This is a genomic window from Brachyspira innocens ATCC 29796 (genome assembly GCF_000384655.1).
In the GTDB taxonomy this organism is placed as follows: Bacteria; Spirochaetota; Brachyspiria; order Brachyspirales; family Brachyspiraceae; genus Brachyspira; species Brachyspira innocens.
In genome coordinates this window covers 1-22123 of the sequence record NZ_ARQI01000091.1, presented here as the reverse complement: position 1 = coordinate 22123, position 22123 = coordinate 1, and the positions used below count along the sequence as shown (strand labels likewise).

The window sequence follows — 22123 nt, the reverse complement described above, 5'->3', positions numbered from 1 at the left end:
TTTTAAAATAATAGTGTTAAAAAGTCAATGTTATTATATTAATATGCAGTAAATTGCCCTTTCGGCATTTTTTTATAAAAAATTAGTCTTTACTTTTTTTTTAAAAGATATTATAATAATATTATACGTGAAGTTAATATTATGTTGTTGTTTTGTAGGGGATGACTAAACAGCAAATAAAAACATAATATTAAAAAGCTTTAGAAAAATAAAAATTACAAAAAATATTTTAAGCACTATTCATGGAGGGTAGTTATGATTATCAACAATAATATTTCTGCATTAAATGCAAACAGACAATTGAATTTAACTGGAAATTCAATGACTAAAACAATAGCACAACTTTCTAGCGGTATGAGAATTAACACTGCTGGAGACGATGCTTCTGGATTAGCAGTATCTGAAAAAATGCGTTCACAATACCGCGGCTTACAACAAGCTACTAGAAACGCTCAAAACGGTATTTCTTTCATTCAAACAACTGAAGGTTATTTAAATGAAACTACTAACATTATGCAAAGAATGAGAGAATTAGCTATTCAATCTGCTAACGGTATTTATTCTGACAGTGACAGAGCTTTAATTCAAGTAGAAGTTAACCAATTAGTAGCTGAAGTTGACAGAATCGCTTCTCAAGCTGAATTCAACAAAATGAACATGTTAACAGGACGTTTCGCTGCTGATGCTCAAACTCCTATGACTTTCCACATCGGTGCTAATATGGATCAAAGAGTATCTGTTAATATAGGTGCTATGACTGCTACTAACTTACAAGTTGGAGGAGACACTCCTATTTCTATTTCTTCTGTAGAAACTGCTAACCAAGCTTTAGGAAGAATAGACGAAGGTATACAAATGGTAGTAGCTCAAAGAGCTGAATTAGGTGCTGTTCAAAACAGAATGGAATCTATGGTAAAAAGCTTAATGATAGCTACTGAAAACACTATCGCTTCTGAAAGTGTTATAAGAGATGCTGATATGGCTTCTGCTATGGTTGCTTATACTCGTGAACAAATCTTACAACAAACAGGTGCTGCTATGTTAGCTAATGCTAATATGAAAAACCAATCTATAATGAGAATTATCGGATAATTTGATTTAAGCGACTTATTACAAATGTAGATATAAAGCCCGTCGGTAGCAATACTGATGGGCTTTTTATTTATAATTTTTTATTATTTTAATTAAAATTTCAGTATATAAAACTATCCTTTATTTAGGAAAGGCAAATATGTCTGTATGCTTCATAAGCTACAATAGCAGCGGTATTTGACAGATTAATAGAACGTATATTATCGCTCATCGGTATATATACAGAGTTATCCAAATCATTTTCCCATAATGATTCTCTAAGTCCTGTTGATTCTCTGCCGAATAAAAATATATCATTGTTGGAATAGTTAAACTCATCATATCTATTTTTTCCGAATTTTGTTATTGGTATTATTCTTCTTCCATTGTTATTGCAGTATTCTAAAAATGTATTTTCATTTTCATGTTTAATTAATACCAAATGCTCCCAATAATCAAGTCCAGCACGTCTTACTTCTTTTGAACTTATTATAAATGAAGGCTTTGAAACTATATGAAGTTCTATATTAAGTCCTACACATAATCTTCCTATATTTCCAGTATTTGCTGGTATTTCTGGTCTGTATAATGCTACTGCTACATTGAAATTATTTTTTATTACTTTACTATTCATAATTTGTTTATTTATTTTATTATTAAAAAATTTTATCTTTATTTTAAGATAGTTTATATTTTTTTCAATATGTTTTATTGATTGTTAATAAATTCGTTATTAGTATTGATTTTTTTTATTTATAAGTTAAAGTAATAATTACATCTTTTTTAAAAATAAGGTAAGAGGAAAAAAGTGAATAAAATAGAGGAATATACGCAATCCACTTCTAAATATGAATTATACGCATTTCTTACAGAAAAGATAATTTCAGGAGAGATAAAAAACTTTTCAGAAATTTTTACTTATGCCAAAAATATTAACTTTGAGAAAGTTCATGACCATAAAACAATATTAAGGGCATTATTTGATATTATACGTAAAATTAACTGGGGATTTTTTAATAATCTTGATAAAGAATCATATCCTAAATTATGGTCTCAGTTTGTTATTGAAAATCCGAAATACAGTTTTGCAGGCGATTTGAAATTAAGTTTATCAATAGCTGATGTTTATATAGCAATGCTTGATATACATGGTTATACAAAGTTCTGCGAAGAGAATAAAAATAATTTATCTAAACTTCATGCCTTAGATGATCTTATGCAAAACAAAGTAAGTGCTGTAACAAAGTTTTATAATGTTATATCGCATAGGAAGCAGGGTGATGAAATTATTATGGTATGTCCAACTGCTACTGATGCTTTAAGTGCCACTATAGCAATTATAGGAGTATTAAGCAAGAAAAGATTATTGAATGAATATCCTAGTGTAGATACATCGGGTCTTCCAGAGTTTAAGATAAGTGCTGGAATATCAGGAGGCAATACTAATAGCTCATTGATAATTACAGAAGACGGGGATTTATCAGGGTTTTTAATTAACAATGCTGCAAGAATGCAGGCTAGAGCCAATACTTTAGCACCAAAAGAAAATAAAGTAATAGTAACTAAAAATTTACAGTTCAACTTTTTAAAAGAAAACAGCAAAGTTAAAAGCGAAATATTTGAAAAAAATATTATTTCTTTTTATGATAATGGTATGATATCATTTAAAGGTACAGAGATACCTATAGTAGAAGCTATATTTAATCCAGATGAAAAATATAAAGAATCATTTTTCAATGAGATGGAAGAGCTTATCAAAAGTGTTAAAGGCAATTTATGGAAGCAGAGAATGTTTACGGCTGTTTTGGAGCTTATATCAAAAGTGGCAAAATCAATGCCTCCTTTCCAAATAGATGAACATGTTAATGAATATATATCAAGCTACACCAATAATACTATATGTGATTTATGCGATAAAGCTAACGGAGCATATGTTGTTAAAGAAAATTATAAAGAGGCTATAGATACTTTTGCTTTGATAATAAGATTACTAAAAACTATACCGAATTTTGATAAAATGGTTTTGGAATATGCCGAAAGTATTTGTGCGGGATACGAAAAAGTTTTGCCTATATACGATGTTGTTATAAAAAAAGATATAGAAGCTAATATATCTGAAATATTTCCAGCTAATCATATACCTATATTTCAAAATGTTCAAAAGGCAAATGAAACTTATAATAAACTTATGAATTATGCTATGAGCAGCAAAACTTTAAAGAGAAGAAAATCTATTTGGTATGGAATATTAGAAAAAGAACTGCCGAATTTAGTAATAAGCATGTATTCTGGAAAGAAATAAATAAAAATAATTTGTAAATATGCATAATTTATTTTTATTTATCTATGTAAAAATTTATTTGTTTTTACTTGCATAAAAATTTATATATGATACACTATACAACTAATAAACTGTTTTTTATTTTTTAAGGAGTATAATTTTATGAGTTTAAAAAACTTAAGAAAACTATTATTAATATTAACAGCATTACCTATAATAGCCTGCTCTCAAAGTCAGGGAGGCGGAAGCAGCAGTTCTTCCTCATCTGATTCTATAGCCTATCTAAAAGGCGGAGAAGGCGATTGGGTATTAAAAATAGATGACTTTACTGTAAATCAAACTAATTTCAATAAAGATTTAGAAGCAGCTTTGGTACTTCAGGGAGCTACAGCAGATCAAATAGCTTTATATGCTAATGATGCAGCTACTAAACAAATGTATGCTGACCAATTAATAAATACTGTTTTATTATTCAAAAAAGCTGAAGAAGAAAAATTCTTTGAAACTCAGGAAGCTAAAGATTTTATAAACCTTTCAATAAGAAATGTTAAGTTTCAGTATTATCTAACTAAACTTATTGCTGATGCAGCTAAAAATATACCAGACCCAAATCCAGAACAAGCTCAGGCTTTCTTTGAACAGGCTAAACAGCAATTAACTCAAATGTATGGTATAACAGAATATAATACAGAAACAGCCCCTTATATAGCTCAGTTATATAAAAATGCTTATGCAGAACAATTAGTTCAAAGAGATATACAAGATTTGAAAGATAAGGCAGTGATAGAAAGAAACACAGCTGTTTTGGGTGAAGCAAGCATACTTCCTCCTCAAATAGGAGATCCTAATGCTACTAATACTGCTATAATGCCTCAAAGTAATGATTTATTGCCAAGAACAAATAATTAAAATCTAATATAAATGGGAAAGGAAAATAATGTCTCAAAAAAATGAGAATAATGAAAAAAATTTAAATCAGGAAAGCTCGCAAGCTGATAATAAGCCTAAAATTATCGTTAAGAAAGCTAATAATAACAGCAGTAATAATGATGATAGTCAGGCAACCGCAGCTGTGAAGAAAGTTAAAAAAGTTATAGTTAAAAAGAAAATTATAATACATAATAAATCTGATAAACAGGAAGTTCAAAAGCAGGATAATAATTCTGAAAATGTTGCTAAAAACTTTAACAGAGATTCTAACAGCAGAGATAATAGGGATAATAGAGAAAACAAAAATAAGAATTATTCTCATGGTAATAGAGAACATAAAGATTTTAATAACAACAGAGAAAACAAAGATAATAAATTACAGCAAATCGCTCCGCCTGCAGATGATGTATCTTCTTTTAAGAAAGATAATAAAAAAGACAATAAGAAAAGAGATTACGAGAAAAAAGAAAAAGAATACGATAAAAAATCTTCTCAGAAAGATTCTAAAGCAGAAGCAGCTCAAAGACAGGAAAATAAAATCTTTAATAAAATGCAGGCTAAAAAACGTCAGCAGGAACAAAGACTTGCTAGTGTTGAAAAAGAAATCAGCATAATGGAAACGATTACTGTAGGCGATTTGGCTAAAAAGATGAATTTAAGAGCCTCTGATATCATATCCAAACTTATGGGTATGGGTACTATGGCTAGAGTTAATGATATAATAGATTCTGACACTGCTACAATTATAGCTGATGATTTTGGATGTAAAGTTAATGTTGTATCTTTACAGGAAGAAGCTACTATTGAGGTAAAAGCGGATAAAGAAGAAGATTTAAAACCTCGTCCTCCAGTAGTAACAATTATGGGGCATGTTGATCATGGTAAAACTTCTCTTCTTGATGCTATAAGACATAGTAATATTACTTCAAAAGAAAGCGGCGGAATTACTCAAAATATCGGTGCTTATAAAGTAAAAATACCTAGCGGTGAAATAGCTTTTATTGATACACCAGGTCACGCAGCATTTACTATGATGAGAGCAAGAGGAGCTAAAAGTACAGATATAGTAATACTTGTTGTTGCTTCTGATGATGGAGTTATGCCGCAGACAATAGAGGCTTTAAATCATGCTAAAGAAGCTAATGTACCTATAATAGTTGCTGTTAATAAAATGGATCTGCCAAACGCAAGTATGGATAAAGTAAAAGCTGCATTATCAGAATACGGACTTACACCAGAAGAATGGGGAGGAGATACTCAGTATATAGGTGTTAGTGCTTTAACTAAACAGGGTATCAATGAATTATTAGAAGCTATTATACTTCAGGCTGAAATGCTTGAATTAAAGGCTAATCCTAACAGAGAAGCTATAGGTATAGTTTTAGAAGCTTCACTTGACCAAGGAAGAGGACCAGTTGGTACTGTGCTTGTACAAAATGGAACTCTAAAAATTGGAGACTATTTCGTATGCGGGCTTTCCGTTGGTAAAGTTAGGGCTATGGTTAATGATTTGGGTCAGAGAGTTACAAAGGCTTTGCCTTCTACTCCTGTTGAGGTTCTAGGATTTGAAAAAACTCCTGAAGCTGGAGAATCATTTAATGTTATGCTTGATGAAAAAGAAGCTAAAGCTATAGCTGATAAGAGAGTTCAGTTAAAACAGCAGGAGGCTTTGAAGGCCAATGTTAAAGTTACTTTAGAAAACCTTTATGAAAAAATAGCTTCTGATGCTATGAAAGAGTTTAAGGTTATTATAAAGGCAGATGTTCAGGGAAGTGCTGAGGCTTTGAGAGATGCTCTTAATAAAATACAAAGCGATAAAATACGTTTTGTATCAATATACAGTGCATCAGGTGCTGTTACTGAAAGTGATGTAAACTTGGCTCATGCTTCTAATGCCATTATTATTGCTTATAGAGTACGTCCTTCTGCCAAAGCTAGAGAGCTTGCTGAAAAATTAGGAATACCTATAGAAAGATATGATATTATTTATGAGGCAATAGAAGCTATTCAAAATGCTATGAAAGGTTCTCTTGAAAGAATCAAAAAAGAAGTTGATATTGGTACTGTTGAAGTAAGAGATGTATTCCATGTTCCTAAAGTTGGTACTATTGCTGGTTGTTATGTTACTAGCGGTAAAATAGAAAGAAATGCTAGTGTAAGAGTTATGCGTGATAATGTACTTATATATACAAGTAAGATTTCTAGTTTGAGACGTGTAAAAGATGATGTTAAAGAAGTTGCTACTGGTTATGAATGCGGTGCTTCTATAGAAAACTTTAACGATATCAAAAAAGGTGATATACTTGAAATATTCAAGATTGAAGAGATAGCACAGGATCTATAATATATTTTTTGTGTTTTAATAATTATATAAGCAATGAATTTATATAAAATTCATTGCTTTTTTTATTTTCTTTTAATTTATTTTGTATAATAATATTATGCGTATAAAATATAAAAATTATATTAAAATATAATATTCTAATATAATGTATAAAATGTATTATTATATTTGTAAAAATAGTAGAATTTATAATTAAAATAATGTAAAATATTTAAATATTTATTTTTTATTATTGATTATTTATTTTTATATGATATAACAATAAACATGAAAAATACATAATTTAGGAAATCTAAAATGAAAGTATATTTATTAATTATTTCATTGTTAGTTATGTCCTTTATTTCATGCACAAAAAATACGGGCATAACGGTAACAAAACCAGCTTCAGATTTGATTTTATCAAAGATGCAGTCTGGAACTTGGCAGAATGCCAGAGCAGATGGAAATACTCTTACAATAACAGGAAGTAACGGGTATGATGGAAGTTATACATTTGACAGTCCTGTTCTTGGTATAGGCGGAGTATATAAAAATGATATAGATGGCAATTATATATTGACGGCACCTATGGGCAATGAGCTTGCTGTGGTTACTATTAATCAGAATGGTAAAGAAGCAGTTGATGCCATATTAGATGTGTTAGATGATGAGGGAGGAGAGGCCGTTATTGGTAATCTTATCAATACCATTATGCAAAATGGTGCTGAAAATATTGATTTAAGCGATGCTGATAAAATACTTGCAAACACTAATCTTCCTAAAGAAAAGTATGAACAAATCAAAAATATACTAACAGCATCTTCAGGCGGATTTAAAGAAGGCGTAGTTATAAATTAATTAAGAGTGTCAATTATGAAAAAGAGTTTAATAATATTATTTATTTTATTATGTTTGTCAAATATTGTATTTGCTAAGAGACTGCCTTTATCTACAGAGGTTACAGGAGATGATTATAGCTGGATAAAAGGAAGACAGATGATAAGTCTTAATTTTAACCCCGGAGTATCTGTATTTTCTCCTATGCTTGTTAATACAATATTTACTCATGGAAAGCATATAGCTGGTTTTTTGGGTGTAAATTTTGGTACAATGGGTGAGTATCTTAATTATGCCGAAGCTAAAGGAACATCTTGGTTTTTGCCTTCAGTTACTTATTCTTTATTTGTACATAATCAAATAGCTCTTGAGGCTGGAATAGGTGTTTACGGAAGCACTTATTCACTTAATATAAGTAAAGAAAATGCAGGCAAACTTTTAGAGTCTATGGGGCAGGGAGAGTATGCCGCTGTAATTGCCTCTGATACTAAATTCAGATCTTCATTTGTATTTATGCCTGCTACATTCGGTGTTAGATTTTATGGTAAGAAAAGACAGTTTTATAATGCATTTCGTTTAGGAATAGATGCATTTTTCTATACTATAGAAACAGAAAATGGTTTAACTGGTATAAAAACTAGTCAGTCAGTATCAGATGCGGCTGTTTATGTTTCTTATGAGATTGGCTGGAATATAGAATTATTCCCTACTAAAGAATGGAGAGTTAAGCCTATGCTTGATATAGGGCTTTTAGAAATAGGTTATTATGTAAGACCTTGGACTGGAAATTTATATAGTGCGGTGCAGGGAAATTTAGGTATTCTTACTGCAGGTTTTGTTCAATTACCTATACCTGCTTGGGAGAAAGTTCCTGGCTGGGCTAAGATAATTTCTAATTTAAGAATAGGTTTATTCCCTAGAATAGGCGTTAGTATAAGATTTTAATGGATGTTAGATTATGAAAAAAATTATAATATTTATATTTGCTTTAATATTATCTTTTAATACTGTAATTTATGCTGCAAGCTATGAAAATGTAAAGCATGCTGTTGGTATAGATTTTGGTACTACTATATTTTCGGCTGTAACTTTACCAGGTGTTGCCAATCTAATATTTCAGCCTAAAAACGGTGCTACTGAAAAATTATTTAAAGGCGGATTTGGAATAAGATTCACATACAATTACAGATATTTACCTAAACAAGCAATAGATGCAACTTTGGGTATATACACTTTTAGCGGTTATTATAACGGAGTAAAAACTATTGAGGGAACAAGTAATTATGAAAAGTTCTATAATGCCGATGTTATTGCTATACCTGCTTCTATTGGTGTGAGATTTTATTTCAATAAAAGAGATAAAGACAATGGATTTTTCCTTCTTCCTAAAGTAGGTATGACAATATTGGCTGTTAATGGAAGGGATTACTCTGCTGGTAAAGAACAGAAAAGTGCTATAGCTAATTTTTATATATCTGGAGAGATGGGATTTAAGATAGATATGTTTACAAAAATGGGTGCTAATTGGCCTGTACGTCCTTTTATAGATATATCTATATTAGATTTCGGATATTCTTTTACACATGGTATAAGATTTGTCCCTCTTCCAAGACTTGCTATAGGGTTGGCATTTTAATAATATATTAATACGGCTTTTAATAGGTATAGATTTTTATTTCTATACCTATTTTTTTTATAAATAAAAAAATTATTCTTGTAAATAAAAAAAATATTGGTATACTATATTCAATCTTATTCATCAATAAAAATAATCTAAAAAATTAAGGGAATTATTTATGAGTATTTCTTATGCAGACAGCGGAGTTAATAGAGAAGAGGGCTATAAAGCTGTTTCTCTTATGAAAGAAGTAGTTGCCAAAACTATGCATTCAAATGTACTTAATACTATAGGAAGTTTTGGTGCTATGTATGAACTTGGCAAATATAATAATCCAGTATTAGTGTCTGGTACTGACGGAGTAGGCACAAAACTTGAAATAGCATTTTCTATGAAAAAGTATGATACAGTAGGTATAGATGCTGTTGCTATGTGTGTTAATGATGTACTTTGTCATGGGGCTAAGCCTATTTTCTTTTTGGATTATCTAGCCTGCGGTAAATTAAACGGTGAAATTGCCAGTCTTATAGTAAAAGGTATTGCTGACGGCTGTTATGAGGCTGGGGCTGCTTTGATAGGCGGAGAGACTGCTGAGATGCCGGGTTTTTATAAAGATGGTGATTATGATATTGCTGGTTTCTGTGTAGGTGTTGTTGAAAAAGATAAAATTATAGACGGATCTAATGTTTCTGAAGACGATGCTGTTATAGGTATTGCTTCTTCTGGTTTTCACAGCAATGGATTTTCTCTTATAAGAAAACTTGTACGCGATTATAATGCTGTATTTGAAGGTGAAAAAATAGGGGAGACTCTTTTAGTTCCTACTAAAATATATGTAAAAAAAGTTCTTCCTCTATTAGAAAAATATAATATAAAAGGAATGGCTCATATTACTGGAGGCGGATTAATAGAAAATGTTCCGCGTGCTATTGCTAAAGGATATAAAGCCGTTATTAAAAAAGACAGTTTTCAAACTCCTAGCATATTTAATTATATAAGGTATCTTGGAAACATTAAAGAAGAAGAGATGTATAATACTTTTAATATGGGTATAGGTTTTGTTATAATAGCTTCCAAAGATGATAAAGATAATATTATAAGAGATTTGAAAGATATGAATGAAGAGGCTTATGATATTGGTTATATTGCTAAAAATGAAGATGAGGATAAGAGTGGAATATGCTTAGAATAGCTGTTTTAATTTCGGGAGGCGGAAGTAATTTACTTTCTCTAATAGAGATGCAGGATAAAGATGATTATCAAATTGATATTGTTATAGCTGACAGACAATGCAAAGGTATTAGTATAGCTAAGAGATTTGGTATATCTTCTGTTATTATAGATAAAAAGATGCATAAAAATGATTTGTTTAAAACTATAGACAAACATCTTAATAATATAGATTTGGTAGTATTAGCAGGTTTTTTATCAATAGTAGATACTAACTTCATAAAAAAATGGAAAGGAAAAATTATTAATATACACCCATCTCTTCTTCCAAAATACGGAGGAAAGGGAATGTACGGCATACATGTACATGAGGCTGTTATTGAAAATAAAGAAAAAGAATCTGGCTGTACTGTACATTATGTAACAGAAGTAATAGACGGAGGCGATATAATAATGCAGGCTAAAGTACCTGTAAAAGAGGACGATACCCCTGAAACTTTACAGAAAAGAGTACTTTTACAAGAGCATAGAATACTGCCTGAAACTGTAAAGCTATTATCTAAAACTATTTAATTATTTGCCCATATAATAAATATAAGCTGACATTATTGATATTTCTGTGCTTCCTTCATCAGTATTTTCTTCGCCGCTGTAGCTGAAGTAGCTTGATAATGGCGTATAATCTTCATCAGTTATATCATAGTCTATAACTGTTTTCATTGAAGAGGAAGAGGTATTCAAATCAGATGATGCTATTATAGCAGAATTATCATCAGACGGCTGTTTATATAGGCTATTAACGCCTGCAAATATTAATAGAGCAGCAGCCAAAGACCCTATAGAAGCTATTATTTTATTTCTATTAAACATTTTCTTTTTATGTACAACTATAGGTTTTTTACCGCATAGTATAGATGACATAGAATCAAGTTCTTCTTTAAACTTCTGACATGATTTACAGGTAGATAGATGCTTTTCCATCTCAAATATTTCATTACTATCTAAATCATTGTCTTTATATCTGCTTATAAGCATTTCATAATATTCATGATTATTTTTCATAAAGTTACCCCCATCTTTTTCATAATAGATAAAAGTTTTTTCCTAGCTCTGAATATTCTGGTTCTCACTGTATTAACAGGCAGATCCAGTGTTTCAGATATTTCATTATAAGAATAATTTTCATATTCTGCCATCATAAGCGGTATACGAAAATCATCTTCCAGCTTTGATAATGCCTCTGCTAATATAATCTTATTAATACTATTATCATTATCAGATTCCTGAACTTCCGAGTTTCTATATTCTTTTATCCTGTATTTTTTCTCTCTTTCTCTTTTTCTTATATGATCTACTGCTCTATTAAAAGATACTCTGTAAAGCCAAGTATATATTTTACTTCTGCCTTCAAAGCTTTCTCTTTTTATATAGAAACTTACAAAAACGTCCTGTACTATCTCTTCCGCCTCTTCGCTGTTTGCAATTATAGAATAAACCAAATTAAACAGTGGTTTTTTGTACATTTCTACAAGCTCTTTGTAAGCTTCTTCATTACCTGCTTTAAAAGCTTCTATATTATCTTCATACGCCATAATCTCAGCACCGCTCATACCTTATAAACCTATTACTACTGTATTTTTTTATTTAATAAAGCCTTTTGGTACGGAGTAAGTACATCTATTATGTCCAAATCTCTGACTATTCTTAAATAATCTCTCAAGGCTTCCTGCTCTTTTTTGCTTCTTATTAATTCTTTTAATATATTTCTGTCAGTATTTTCTTTCATTAACTCTATTCTTATATCATTATCTATTCTTTCTATTTCAAGTCTGATAGGCTCATCTTCAGTGATAAATCTTATGGCTATATCATACATCTGTTCTGCCTGCTCATCTGTAAGTGTTATGCCTATTTTTCTAAAGTACTGCAAAGGATCTGGACCTAATCTTTTATCAAATTCAGCTCCTCTTCTATGTCTTGGTCCATGAGGTCCCGGTCCTTTTGGTCCTGGCTGTGCTAAAAGAGATAAAGACAATACAAATATCAAACATGCCGCATAAAATATTTTTTTATTCTTCATAATAGACTCTCCTTATCTGTTTATTATATATCATCTATTATCTTTAATTAGTTAGACGATATTAACTTGTTAAAAGTTCCCTTATTTTTTAAAAATTATGTAGTATTTTATTCTTTTTATATCATCATTAGAAAACAGTTCTAATATATCCAAGTCGCATGACATTATAATATAGTCAAAATCTGCCTCTTTTATCTTCTTTTCAAATATTAATTCCTTTATTATATTTAGATTAACGTCAGTTTTTTTATATTCATTATTAAGTTTTGATTCTATATCTTTTATTTCTAATAGTAATTGTTTGACATAAGGCATATATTTTTTTACTATTAAATCAATATTTTCTCTTTGTTCTTTATTTATTTTAACTCCCGCATCATGAAGTACTTTTAATGAATTATCATTTATATAAAAATTATCCTCAGCATATAAACTGCTCAATACAAATAATAAACTAATAATTATTATTTTTTTCATACATAAAATTCCTCCTACAAATACAATTATTTAATTTTTTAGACGAATAAAAAAAGATAAAAGTTCCTATTAATAACTTTATTTTTAATCTTTAAAAAATTAATTTTTTGTACTATAATAATTATAATTACAAATATAAAGGGTTCGGATATAAAAATGTATAAAATAATTTCTTTAGATGAAAAATCAAAAAAAATTAAAATCATTGACAGCGAAAACCTAAAAAATGATATGTTTTATTTAATAAGATACATAAAATCTAAACTTAATGCTGAAATGAAAGAGACTGAAAAAGGATATTTATTATTTAATGATAACAAAAAATATCTTTTTTATATAGATGATGCTGTATATATAGAAATATTAGAGCATGATGATAAAGTAGCATTTACTAATTTCAAATATATGGAAGTAGAGTTTCAGGCGTATATTGAAGAGATTAATTTTATTAACTTAAAAGAAAGAATAAAAAATATAAATAATATTATAAAAGATAATATGTGGCTTGATTTTATGATTGCTAGTTATGAGAAAGATTTGCATATAGTTGCCAGCAATGATTTAAGCTGTTATCATAGTATAGAAATAATTTTTAAAAATGCTTCTCTTGTAGAGTGTTCAAAATATTTTAATGCCTGCCCTAATGAGTACGATGTATTTTATGCTTCTGATGATTTTAACGATATTAAAAATTATAAAAATATTATAGATGAAAAGTCTTCTCTTATAGTAAAAATTAAGGCTGATGATATAAATGGGTATTTTTATATTGTATGCGAAGGTGTAGAGTTTATAAATGAAGAGGTAAGGTATGATTATGATTTTACCTCGCTTTATTCATCAGATAAAGATAATATTATAAAAAAATACGATTTAAAAAAAGAAGATAATGGCTGGTATCAGGAGAAAGAAAACTCGCATAAAACTTTAATATTTAATGATAAATTTTTAAATAGAAATGATACTATAGGGATACTTTTTAGAATATATAAATTATGTTTTGCTAAGGTAAAATATTTTAGGGCATATTCATTTAAATTTGAGCCTTATAAATATGATTATAAAAAAGGATTTATACAAACTGAACTTTGGGATGCAGAATTTTTCAAGCATATTGATTCTGGGTATATGCTTGATTTGAGATATCTGCAGTCTATAACTGTTTATGAAGATTTTGTAAAGCTATGCAAAGAATTAGAATCTTTTGAGAAATGATTGAGTAGTATACATAGAAATGGATTTGTTTTTTCAATTAATGCTGGGTGCTTTTCTAGGAGCTGCCGCTGGTTATTATACCAACACAATAGCATTAAAAAAGTTATTTTCTAATAATGGAATAATAGCTAGAGAAAAAGACAGATTTATTGATGAAATAAGTATTATGATTTCTAAAAAGATTATAAATTATGATTCTATATATAAAGAAATAATAAAAGATAAGTTTCAAAAAAATATAAAAGAGTTTTTTAAGAAAATAAAAAATCAATTAATATCAAAAACAAATATAAAAATTAAAGATGTAACAGGTTTTAATGAATCTAAATATAATACAATAAATTGGATAAAAACAGATGCTAATGAAAATATAACAACAATATTAAATGAATTATCTAAAAATATAAAATTAGAACAACTAATAGATGAAAATCAATTTAGGCATATTATAAAAAGTATTACAGATTCTTTTATATATTATGAGAAGAATAATCATTTTATATCAAATACAGTAAATAAAATATATAAAAATAATGATGAAAAATATAAAGATATATTAAAAGAAATAGCTGATAATATTATTAATAACTTGTCAAATAATAATAAAAAAATAGAGAGTTTATTAATATCTTTAATTAATAATTTAAATATAGAAAATCTTTTTTATGATTTTTTCTCTTCCTTATCTGATAAAAAAATAAAGGAATTATTTTCTCTAAATGACGTTTCAGAGATAAAAGATATTATCAAAGAATTATCAATTAAGAAAGAATTTGAAGATATAATTGATTATATAATAGATAAACTATATTTAAAATTAAAAAATACTGATAAAACAATATATGAACTTTTAAATCATAATATATCAGATAGAATTAAAGATATAGTATCAGATATACTTCCAAAATTAATAGATATAATAATTCCTATAATAAATGAAAATAAGTCAAAATTAGAATGCATTATAGAAGAAGCTGTTGATGAAGAAATAGAAAATATAGACGGAGTTTTTTGGCAGTTTATAGTAAAGGCTATTAGAAAAGTTTTTTTAAATGATATAGCTTCAAAATATAAAATAGTTAATAAAATTATAGAATATACTCAAAAATATAAAGATAATAATGATAAATTAATTAAGGCAGTATGTGATGATATACTAAATTATCTTAATAATACAAAAATATCTAAAATATTAAAAAGTATTGAGGTTAATGAAGAGACTGTAAAAAATACTGTAAGAGATATTGTGATATTTAATATAAAAGAGTTTCCAGATTCTTTGATAGAAAAGTTTTTGAATATGAATATAGGTTCATTAGCTGATTCTTATATGATAAAAGAATTATACAGCTTTTTTGAAAAAGAGATTATTAAATATATTGTTTCAAATTTTGATAAGATCTTAGCACTTGTATATAAAAAAATATATTCTATAGATGAAGAAACATTAAATAAGTTTTTTTATAGTTTTGATATTAGTGTTATCATCAAAGAAAATAAATCAAGTATAGAAGATTATTTATATAATATATACTTAAAATATAAAGAAAAAACTATTAATGATTTATTTAATAATTCTATTTATGAAGAGATAATTAATTTATTTGAAACAATTATAGATAAATATTCTGATTATAATATTAATGAAATAATTATAAAAAAAGAAAAACAAATAGATAATTTTTTGGATAATAATGCATATAGTTCAATAATAAAGTTTATAAATAAAGAGAAAGATTTTATTTCATCAGTAATAGATTCTATTGTAATAAAAATAATAAAAAACAATATGGGCAAATTAAATAAAGATGAAATAGCAAAAATGGCCAATGATTTTATGGGTAAGGAATTAGAGCCTATAAATATATTAGGTGCTTTTTTGGGTTTTGTATTCGGACTATTAACAGCGTATTTATTTCCAGTCAATTCATTTAATCCTTCTTTAGGATATTTAAATTATATAGCAGAGCCTTTGGTATATACTTTTATAGGATTTATAACTAATGTTCTTGCTATTTATTCTATATTCAAGCCTTATGAGCCTTTATTCGGTATAAAGAAAAAAGTTTTTTGGGGGGCAGTTGCATGCGAGAAAAGCAGATTTGCCTCTTCAATGTCTGATTTTGTTAATGATAGGCTTATGGAAAAAGAAGGTATTATTAATATTTTAGAAAATAAAAAAGATATAGAAGATAATTTGATAAAAGATAATTATAAAAAGTTTTTTAATTATATGCTAGAAGATGAGAAAATAAATAAATTAAATATATTTTTATCTTTAAAAGAAAGTATTAATAATATTATAACTAATAATATCGATTTTATAAAGACTGGTATTATCAATCTAATTATCAAAAATAATTATCTCTATAATATTATAAAAAATAATAAAGAAGTATTAATAAACTATATAAATAATAATATATTTTCATTATTAAAGTCATTAATTTCTAATATTAATATTATAAACTTAAAAGACATTATAAAAAATATAATAATAGATAATATAAAAGATTTAAGTAAATTTAAAAATATAATAGTCTTAAATGCTCTAAAAGCTATTAATTCAAATTCTGTAAGGGATAGAATATTTTATATTGTTACATATTTTATTGATAATGAAATATCAAAAAACAGCAGTAAAAAAATAAAAGAAATGTTTGGAGGAGAGATTGTAAACCTTGTTAGGGCTAATAGTGAGTTTATATTTTCTATGATGAGTAAAAAATTAAATGAAACATTATTAGAAAATAGGTATGAGATAAGAGATACTATTATAAAAGATATTCCTTTAAAAAATGATTTGGTTATAGATTTGACAGACAGAATAATATTAAATTTAATTAATAAAAAGATTCTTATTTTTATTGATGATATGAAATATGATATTATGAATATAAGTTTTAATTTTTTAGATGAAAATATTTTATCAAAAAATGTTTCTTATTTTATTGGAAAAAATAATAATGAAAAACTTTATGAGGAGAATAGTTTAATAAAATATTTAAATGACACTATAAATAATAATCAGGATTTGATATTAAATGTTTTTGATAAATTATTTGATTTTTCTGTTAATAATATAGATTCTAAATTAATAGAAAAGTATACTCAATTCTTTTTAGAAAATACTGATATTTATTTTTATGAACTCATTAGAAAATTATGCATAAATATTTATAATAACAGAGATAAGGTTACAGAAGATATTAAAAATTATATAGAAAGCTCATTATATCCTATTACTATAAAAGAGTGTTTAAATATAGAAAAATATTTTGATGATATATTAAAAGATATTTTTGAATATACAGATATAGAGAGTCTTTTGCTTTATATATCAAATGATGATAATTTAATTGATTTGGATAATTTTATAAAATCTATTTATAATATTCTTGATGATTTAGATAAAAATGAATATATCAGCTCAAGTATATCTGAAGAGATAAAAAAAATAGTTTCAAAACTTAGAAATGATATACCTTTTATTATAGATGATAAATTAAAATATTATTTTCTTAATTTGATTATTAATTGTGCTGAAGATGATATTAATTTGATTATAGAGGCAATAGATTTTTCTTCTATTACAAAAGAAGAGATAGATAAGATGAATGCCAAAAATATACATGATGTATTTAATTCTTTTGCAAAGAAATATTTAACTAGGCTTAAATTATACGGTATGTTTGGAGGGTTTGTAGGAGTTTTTCTCGTTATAATAAAGTATATAGGTACTTTTAATACAGAGGCTTTTAATATTCTTAATATTATTCTTATAATAATGACTATAATTTTATCTATATCTATGATTATTAGCATATTAAAAAATATTTCAGATTGATTTTTATGTTTTGACTATTTATTTGTTGTATAGTACTATAAATAAAATTAGTTTTGAAACAAACATACATATAAATTGATAAATATAATTGTTTAGGTTATAATTATTTATTGGACTTGTTTCAAAAGTACTTGACAAACAATTTCGTAAGTTTGTTATTTTATGCTAAATTAAATAATATTAATTACGATTTAATTAAATGTTTTATATGTTGTGTAAACTGTATATTTAAGCTACAAAATGCAGTTCTTTCGCCTGCCTACGGCACGCAGAGCGAGGCGTACAGCGTATGGTTCTCGCCGAAGGCGGGCTGTGCCTTATACCACGCCACGGGTGGACAGGCGTCATAAAAGAACTGGTGTTTTGCGAAGCACGCAGAGCGGTCACGCTGTGTGCTTCGCAGCAAAGCCACAACTATAATTTAAAAATGTTAAATAAAAATTTATAAATATTAATAAATTTAGTTTTGAAACAAGGCTATTATACACTGTATATAGATACAAAATTTAAGTATATAAAATATATGTTTAAAACTTTTTTTTATTTTATTCGTCTAAAGATTAAATAATGAAATAAAAAAAATAGATTGTATGCTATATATTAAATATTAGGGGTGAAAAGCGAATGAGAAATTTTATAGAATTGGTAGTAAAAAGACCCGTGGCGGTTTTTATGTGTATGATAGCAGTATTAATATTAGGCTTTGTAAGTTTAAGTAAATTAGCAGTAGATTTTTTACCAGATATGGAGCTTCCTTATATAACTGTAAGAACAGAGTATGAGAATGCAGGACCAGAAGAGGTAGAAAAATCTGTAACTAGGATTGTAGAAAATGCAGTTGCTACAGTAAGCGATATTAATACAATAACTTCTACTTCACAAGAGGGTGAGTCAAGCGTATTTATAGAGTTTAACTGGGGTACTGATTTAGCTGTTGCTACTGCAGATATCAGAGAGGCAATAGACGGAGTGAAAAACTCGCTTCCAGATGATGCTGATAGTCCTACGGTATTTAAATTCTCTACTGACATGATGCCAGTTATGGAAATAGCCTTTTTCGGTACGGATAATTTGGGGGCATTGTATACTTTAATAGATAATCAAATATTAAATAAAATAGAACAGGCTTCAGGAGTAGCAAGGGCAGAGATTAGAGGCGGACTTAAAACTGAGATGAAAGTAGACTTGGTTTTAAATAGACTTCATGCATACGGAATAGATATTAATACAATAGTCTCTCTTCTTTCAAGTGAGAATCAAAACTTATCAGGCGGTGAAACTTATGAAGGAGTTTATAAATACACTTTAAGAACTATGGGGGAGTTTACAACAGTAGAAGATATAGAAAATACTGTTGTAGCATTAAAAACAAATGATACACCTATAAAATTAAAAGATATAGGCAGAGTTTATCAGGGATACAGTGATGATTCTGAGATAGTAAAGATTAACGGTATGCCTGCAATATCAGTATCTGTTAATAAAGAGTCTGGAGGAAATACTGTTAATGTATCTAAAGCAGTTCAAAAACAGCTTGCAAATCTTACTCTTCCAGAGGGGGTAGAATATGAGATACTTTTTAATAATGCAGACAATGTAAATGAATCTATAAACGGAGTTCTTGATACTGCTTGGCAGGGCGGATTATTCGCAGTTATTATATTAATGCTTTATTTATGGAATATAAAAACAGTTTCTATAATAGCGATTTCTATACCTATATCAATAATAATCACATTTACATTAATGTATTTTATGGGTATTACTTTAAATATTATTTCATTATCAGGACTTGTTTTAGGTATAGGTATGATGGTTGATAACTCCATTGTAGTTTTAGAAAATATATTTTATTATAGAAATAACGGATACGGAAAATATTCTTCAGCTATAAACGGTACTTCTTCTGTGGCACTTGCCATATCAGCTTCCACTCTTACAACTATAGCGGTATTTTTACCTTTTCTTTTTGTTGAAGGGCAGACTGGACAATTATTTAGAGATTTATGTATTACAGTTACAGTTTCTATGATAGGTTCATTATTTGTAGCTCTTACAATAGTTCCTATGCTTGGAGCTAGACTTGTAACGAATAAAAAAACTAAGTTCTTAATACCTATAGAAAATTTTGTTAATAAAAACTTTCATAACAGAGTTAATAATTTATATTCTAAAGTGCTTCATTATTCTATAAAAAATAAAAAGAAAGTATTAATTTCTTCATTGTCTGTCGTACTTGTAATAATAGCATTAGGTTTAACTTTTATAGGTAAAGAGGGATTTCCTACTTCAGATGAAGGTCAGTTTAAGATAGATGTAGAAATGCCAGTAGGTACAAAATCAGAGCAGACACAATCATTTGTTACTAGAATGGAAAGCGATATACAAAATCTCATAGGCGAAGATTTTGACAGAATGCAGTCAAGAGTACAATCAGGTTCTGATGAAAATAAAGCAGAAATAAGAGTACAGTTAAGAGATAAAAGCGAGGGAAGAAAAAAATCGGTTGATGAATATATAGAGTTTACAAGAAATGCTTTGGTTTCTTATCCTGCACAAATTAATATAGCTGCTATAACAACTTCGGCAATAAATAGCGGAGGAAGAGACGGAGGAACAGGAGGAAATGAAATAGAGATAGAACTTGTAGGCGATGATTTGGATAAAGCTACAGAAATAGCTAATAATATAATAGCTGCAATATCTGATATAGAAGGTATAAGAGAGCCTAGACTTACCAGAGATGATTCCAATCCAGAACTTAAAATATATGTTAATAGAGAAATAGCTGCCAAAATGGGTATTAATGTAAACACTATAGCAAATATTATTAAAACAAGTTTTGCAGGAACTACAGCTACAACTATGACTCCAGCCAATTCTGATGTTACAGATATAGATGTTAATGTTCAGTTGGGAGAGCCAGACAGATTGAATATAGATGATATATCAAGACTTATGATACCTACTACAAGCGGCATAGTTCCTATATCATCTATAGCTACTGTTGAAAAAAGTTACGGACCTACAGAGATAGAGAGAAAAGACAGCACTAGAATAACTACCATAAAAGCCTCAGGATATAACAGAGCTTTAAGCGAAATAATGACAGATGTGCAGGAAAAAATAAAACAGGAAGTATTTATTCCTTCAGGATTTAATATTAATTATACAGGTGATTTTGAAGATATGAATGATGCTTTCTTACAGCTTCTTCAGGCTTTGATATTAGCATTGGTATTAGTTTATGCTATAATGGCAAGTCAGTTTGAATCTTTTATAGCACCTTTTGTTATAGCACTTGCAATTCCTTTTGGGTTTGCTGGTTCTTTAATAGCACTCTTTATAGGACGTCAGACTTTGAGTGTATATAGTGGAATAGGATTTATTGTATTAATAGGTATTGTAGTAAATAACGGTATTGTACTTATAGACTATATGAATCAGCTTATGCATGAAAAACGTATAAGCGGAGATGAAGCAGCATTGGAGTCTGGACCTAGACGTTTAAGACCAGTACTTATGACAACACTCACTACTATACTTGGACTTTTGCCTATGGCATTATCAGGCGGAAGCGGGAATGAAATGTATCAGCCTTTATCTCTTGCTATACTTGGAGGGCTTTTATTATCAACAGCATTTACCCTTGTTATAGTGCCTACAGTTTATGCTGCTATAAGAAATAAAATACCTCTTAAAGACTATGAGCAAAAAGATTTGGAAAGTAGAGATGATTTTTCAAATTATGATACTATAAATGCAACTGGTAAGTGATTTATAAGTTTTTTATTAAATAATTTTAAAGGCTTTGCTGTTATTAAAAATAATAATAGTAAAGCCTATTTTTTTAATTAATGGATTTGTATAAAAAGTAATCGAGAAAATTAGTAATAAATTTTTTGTGTAATTGACAAACTTAAAAATTTTTAGTATATACTGGAACGATTTCATTTTGTCAACTGATGTACATTATATAGAATTATCAACTTTTTTGCCGCACACTCTCTGCGGGCTTTGCCAAAGTTTTTGCCAACACAACAGGTGGACTTTGTCGGCACGCTTCGTGAAAAACGAAATTACTAGAACTTTATATTTTAAATATATGTATTAAATGTAGTGTATATCCCTAAATTTAGGCTAAAAATGCAGTTCTTTTGGTTCTTTTATATCAATAAAAGAACTGGGGTGCGGGGCAAAGCCCTGCAAATATTTTAAATTTAAAAAATTAATTTTGACAAATTGTAATTGTTTAGGTATATACTAAAAAT

17 protein-coding genes are annotated in these 22123 nt (G+C 28.0%); 12 read left to right on the top strand and 5 right to left on the bottom strand.

From position 1 onward, the window contains the following. Positions 1-255 precede the first annotated feature (255 nt). Positions 256-1092, top strand: a complete 837-nt coding sequence (locus F811_RS0104190) for a flagellin N-terminal helical domain-containing protein (protein WP_020004038.1) — start codon at positions 256-258, stop codon at positions 1090-1092. A 124-nt stretch (positions 1093-1216) separates the two neighbouring features. Here the strand turns inward: F811_RS0104190 and F811_RS0104185 are convergent, their stop codons facing one another. Beyond that, positions 1217-1705, bottom strand: coding sequence for a tRNA (cytidine(34)-2'-O)-methyltransferase (locus F811_RS0104185; RefSeq protein WP_020004037.1), 489 nt, complete (start codon positions 1703-1705; stop codon positions 1217-1219). A gap of 174 nt (positions 1706-1879) precedes the next feature. On the opposite strand from F811_RS0104185, the gene F811_RS0104180 reads away from it, so the two are divergent. From F811_RS0104180 to purN, 8 genes are all read left to right on the top strand, one after another. After that, positions 1880-3373 (top strand): hypothetical protein, encoded by a 1494-nt coding sequence (locus F811_RS0104180; RefSeq protein WP_020004036.1) that lies wholly within the window; start codon positions 1880-1882, stop codon positions 3371-3373. Between the two features lie 141 nt (positions 3374-3514). Further along, positions 3515-4261 (top strand): hypothetical protein, encoded by a 747-nt coding sequence (locus F811_RS0104175; RefSeq protein ID WP_020004035.1) that lies wholly within the window; start codon positions 3515-3517, stop codon positions 4259-4261. Between the two features lie 28 nt (positions 4262-4289). After that, on the top strand, positions 4290-6626 hold the full coding sequence (gene infB, locus F811_RS0104170; protein WP_020004034.1) for a translation initiation factor IF-2: 2337 nt from the start codon (positions 4290-4292) through the stop codon (positions 6624-6626). Between the two features lie 297 nt (positions 6627-6923). After that, positions 6924-7466, top strand: a complete 543-nt coding sequence (locus F811_RS0104165) for a hypothetical protein (protein ID WP_020004033.1) — start codon at positions 6924-6926, stop codon at positions 7464-7466. Positions 7467-7481: 15 nt separating this feature from the next. Then, positions 7482-8390: a hypothetical protein gene (locus F811_RS0104160; protein WP_020004032.1), complete on the top strand. Its 909-nt coding sequence runs from the start codon at positions 7482-7484 to the stop codon at positions 8388-8390. A gap of 13 nt (positions 8391-8403) precedes the next feature. After that, on the top strand, positions 8404-9081 hold the full coding sequence (locus F811_RS0104155; protein WP_020004031.1) for a hypothetical protein: 678 nt from the start codon (positions 8404-8406) through the stop codon (positions 9079-9081). A 160-nt stretch (positions 9082-9241) separates the two neighbouring features. Further along, on the top strand, positions 9242-10255 hold the full coding sequence (gene purM, locus F811_RS0104150; RefSeq protein WP_020004030.1) for a phosphoribosylformylglycinamidine cyclo-ligase: 1014 nt from the start codon (positions 9242-9244) through the stop codon (positions 10253-10255). Continuing rightward, a complete protein-coding gene (gene purN / locus F811_RS0104145) occupies positions 10243-10806 on the top strand; it encodes a phosphoribosylglycinamide formyltransferase (RefSeq protein ID WP_020004029.1) in 564 nt (187 codons plus the stop codon). The genes purM and purN overlap by 13 nt, the downstream gene beginning before the upstream one ends. Here the strand turns inward: purN and F811_RS0104140 are convergent, their stop codons facing one another. The 4 genes from F811_RS0104140 to F811_RS0104125 all read right to left on the bottom strand — a co-directional run bounded on the left by F811_RS0104140 (position 10807) and on the right by F811_RS0104125 (position 12790). Then, entirely contained in the window at positions 10807-11295 is a 489-nt protein-coding gene (locus F811_RS0104140; protein ID WP_020004028.1) for an anti-sigma factor, read from the bottom strand. After that, positions 11292-11843 (bottom strand): RNA polymerase sigma factor, encoded by a 552-nt coding sequence (locus F811_RS0104135; RefSeq protein ID WP_020004027.1) that lies wholly within the window; start codon positions 11841-11843, stop codon positions 11292-11294. Before F811_RS0104135 ends, F811_RS0104140 begins: the two co-directional genes overlap by 4 nt. 17 nt (positions 11844-11860) lie before the next feature. Beyond that, positions 11861-12313 (bottom strand): Spy/CpxP family protein refolding chaperone, encoded by a 453-nt coding sequence (locus tag F811_RS0104130; RefSeq protein WP_020004026.1) that lies wholly within the window; start codon positions 12311-12313, stop codon positions 11861-11863. Positions 12314-12394: 81 nt separating this feature from the next. Beyond that, positions 12395-12790: a hypothetical protein gene (locus F811_RS0104125; protein ID WP_020004025.1), complete on the bottom strand. Its 396-nt coding sequence runs from the start codon at positions 12788-12790 to the stop codon at positions 12395-12397. A gap of 156 nt (positions 12791-12946) precedes the next feature. Here F811_RS0104125 and F811_RS0104120 point away from each other — a divergent pair, with 156 nt between their 5' ends. The 3 genes from F811_RS0104120 to F811_RS0104110 all read left to right on the top strand — a co-directional run bounded on the left by F811_RS0104120 (position 12947) and on the right by F811_RS0104110 (position 21629). Then, a complete protein-coding gene (locus tag F811_RS0104120; protein ID WP_020004024.1) occupies positions 12947-14005 on the top strand; it encodes a hypothetical protein in 1059 nt (352 codons plus the stop codon). A 19-nt stretch (positions 14006-14024) separates the two neighbouring features. Then, the gene (locus F811_RS0104115; RefSeq protein ID WP_020004023.1) at positions 14025-17852 is read left to right on the top strand and encodes a DUF445 family protein; all 3828 of its coding nucleotides are present in this window, start codon (positions 14025-14027) and stop codon (positions 17850-17852) included. A gap of 624 nt (positions 17853-18476) precedes the next feature. Continuing rightward, on the top strand, positions 18477-21629 hold the full coding sequence (locus F811_RS0104110) for an efflux RND transporter permease subunit (protein ID WP_020004022.1): 3153 nt from the start codon (positions 18477-18479) through the stop codon (positions 21627-21629). Positions 21630-22123 lie beyond the last annotated feature (494 nt).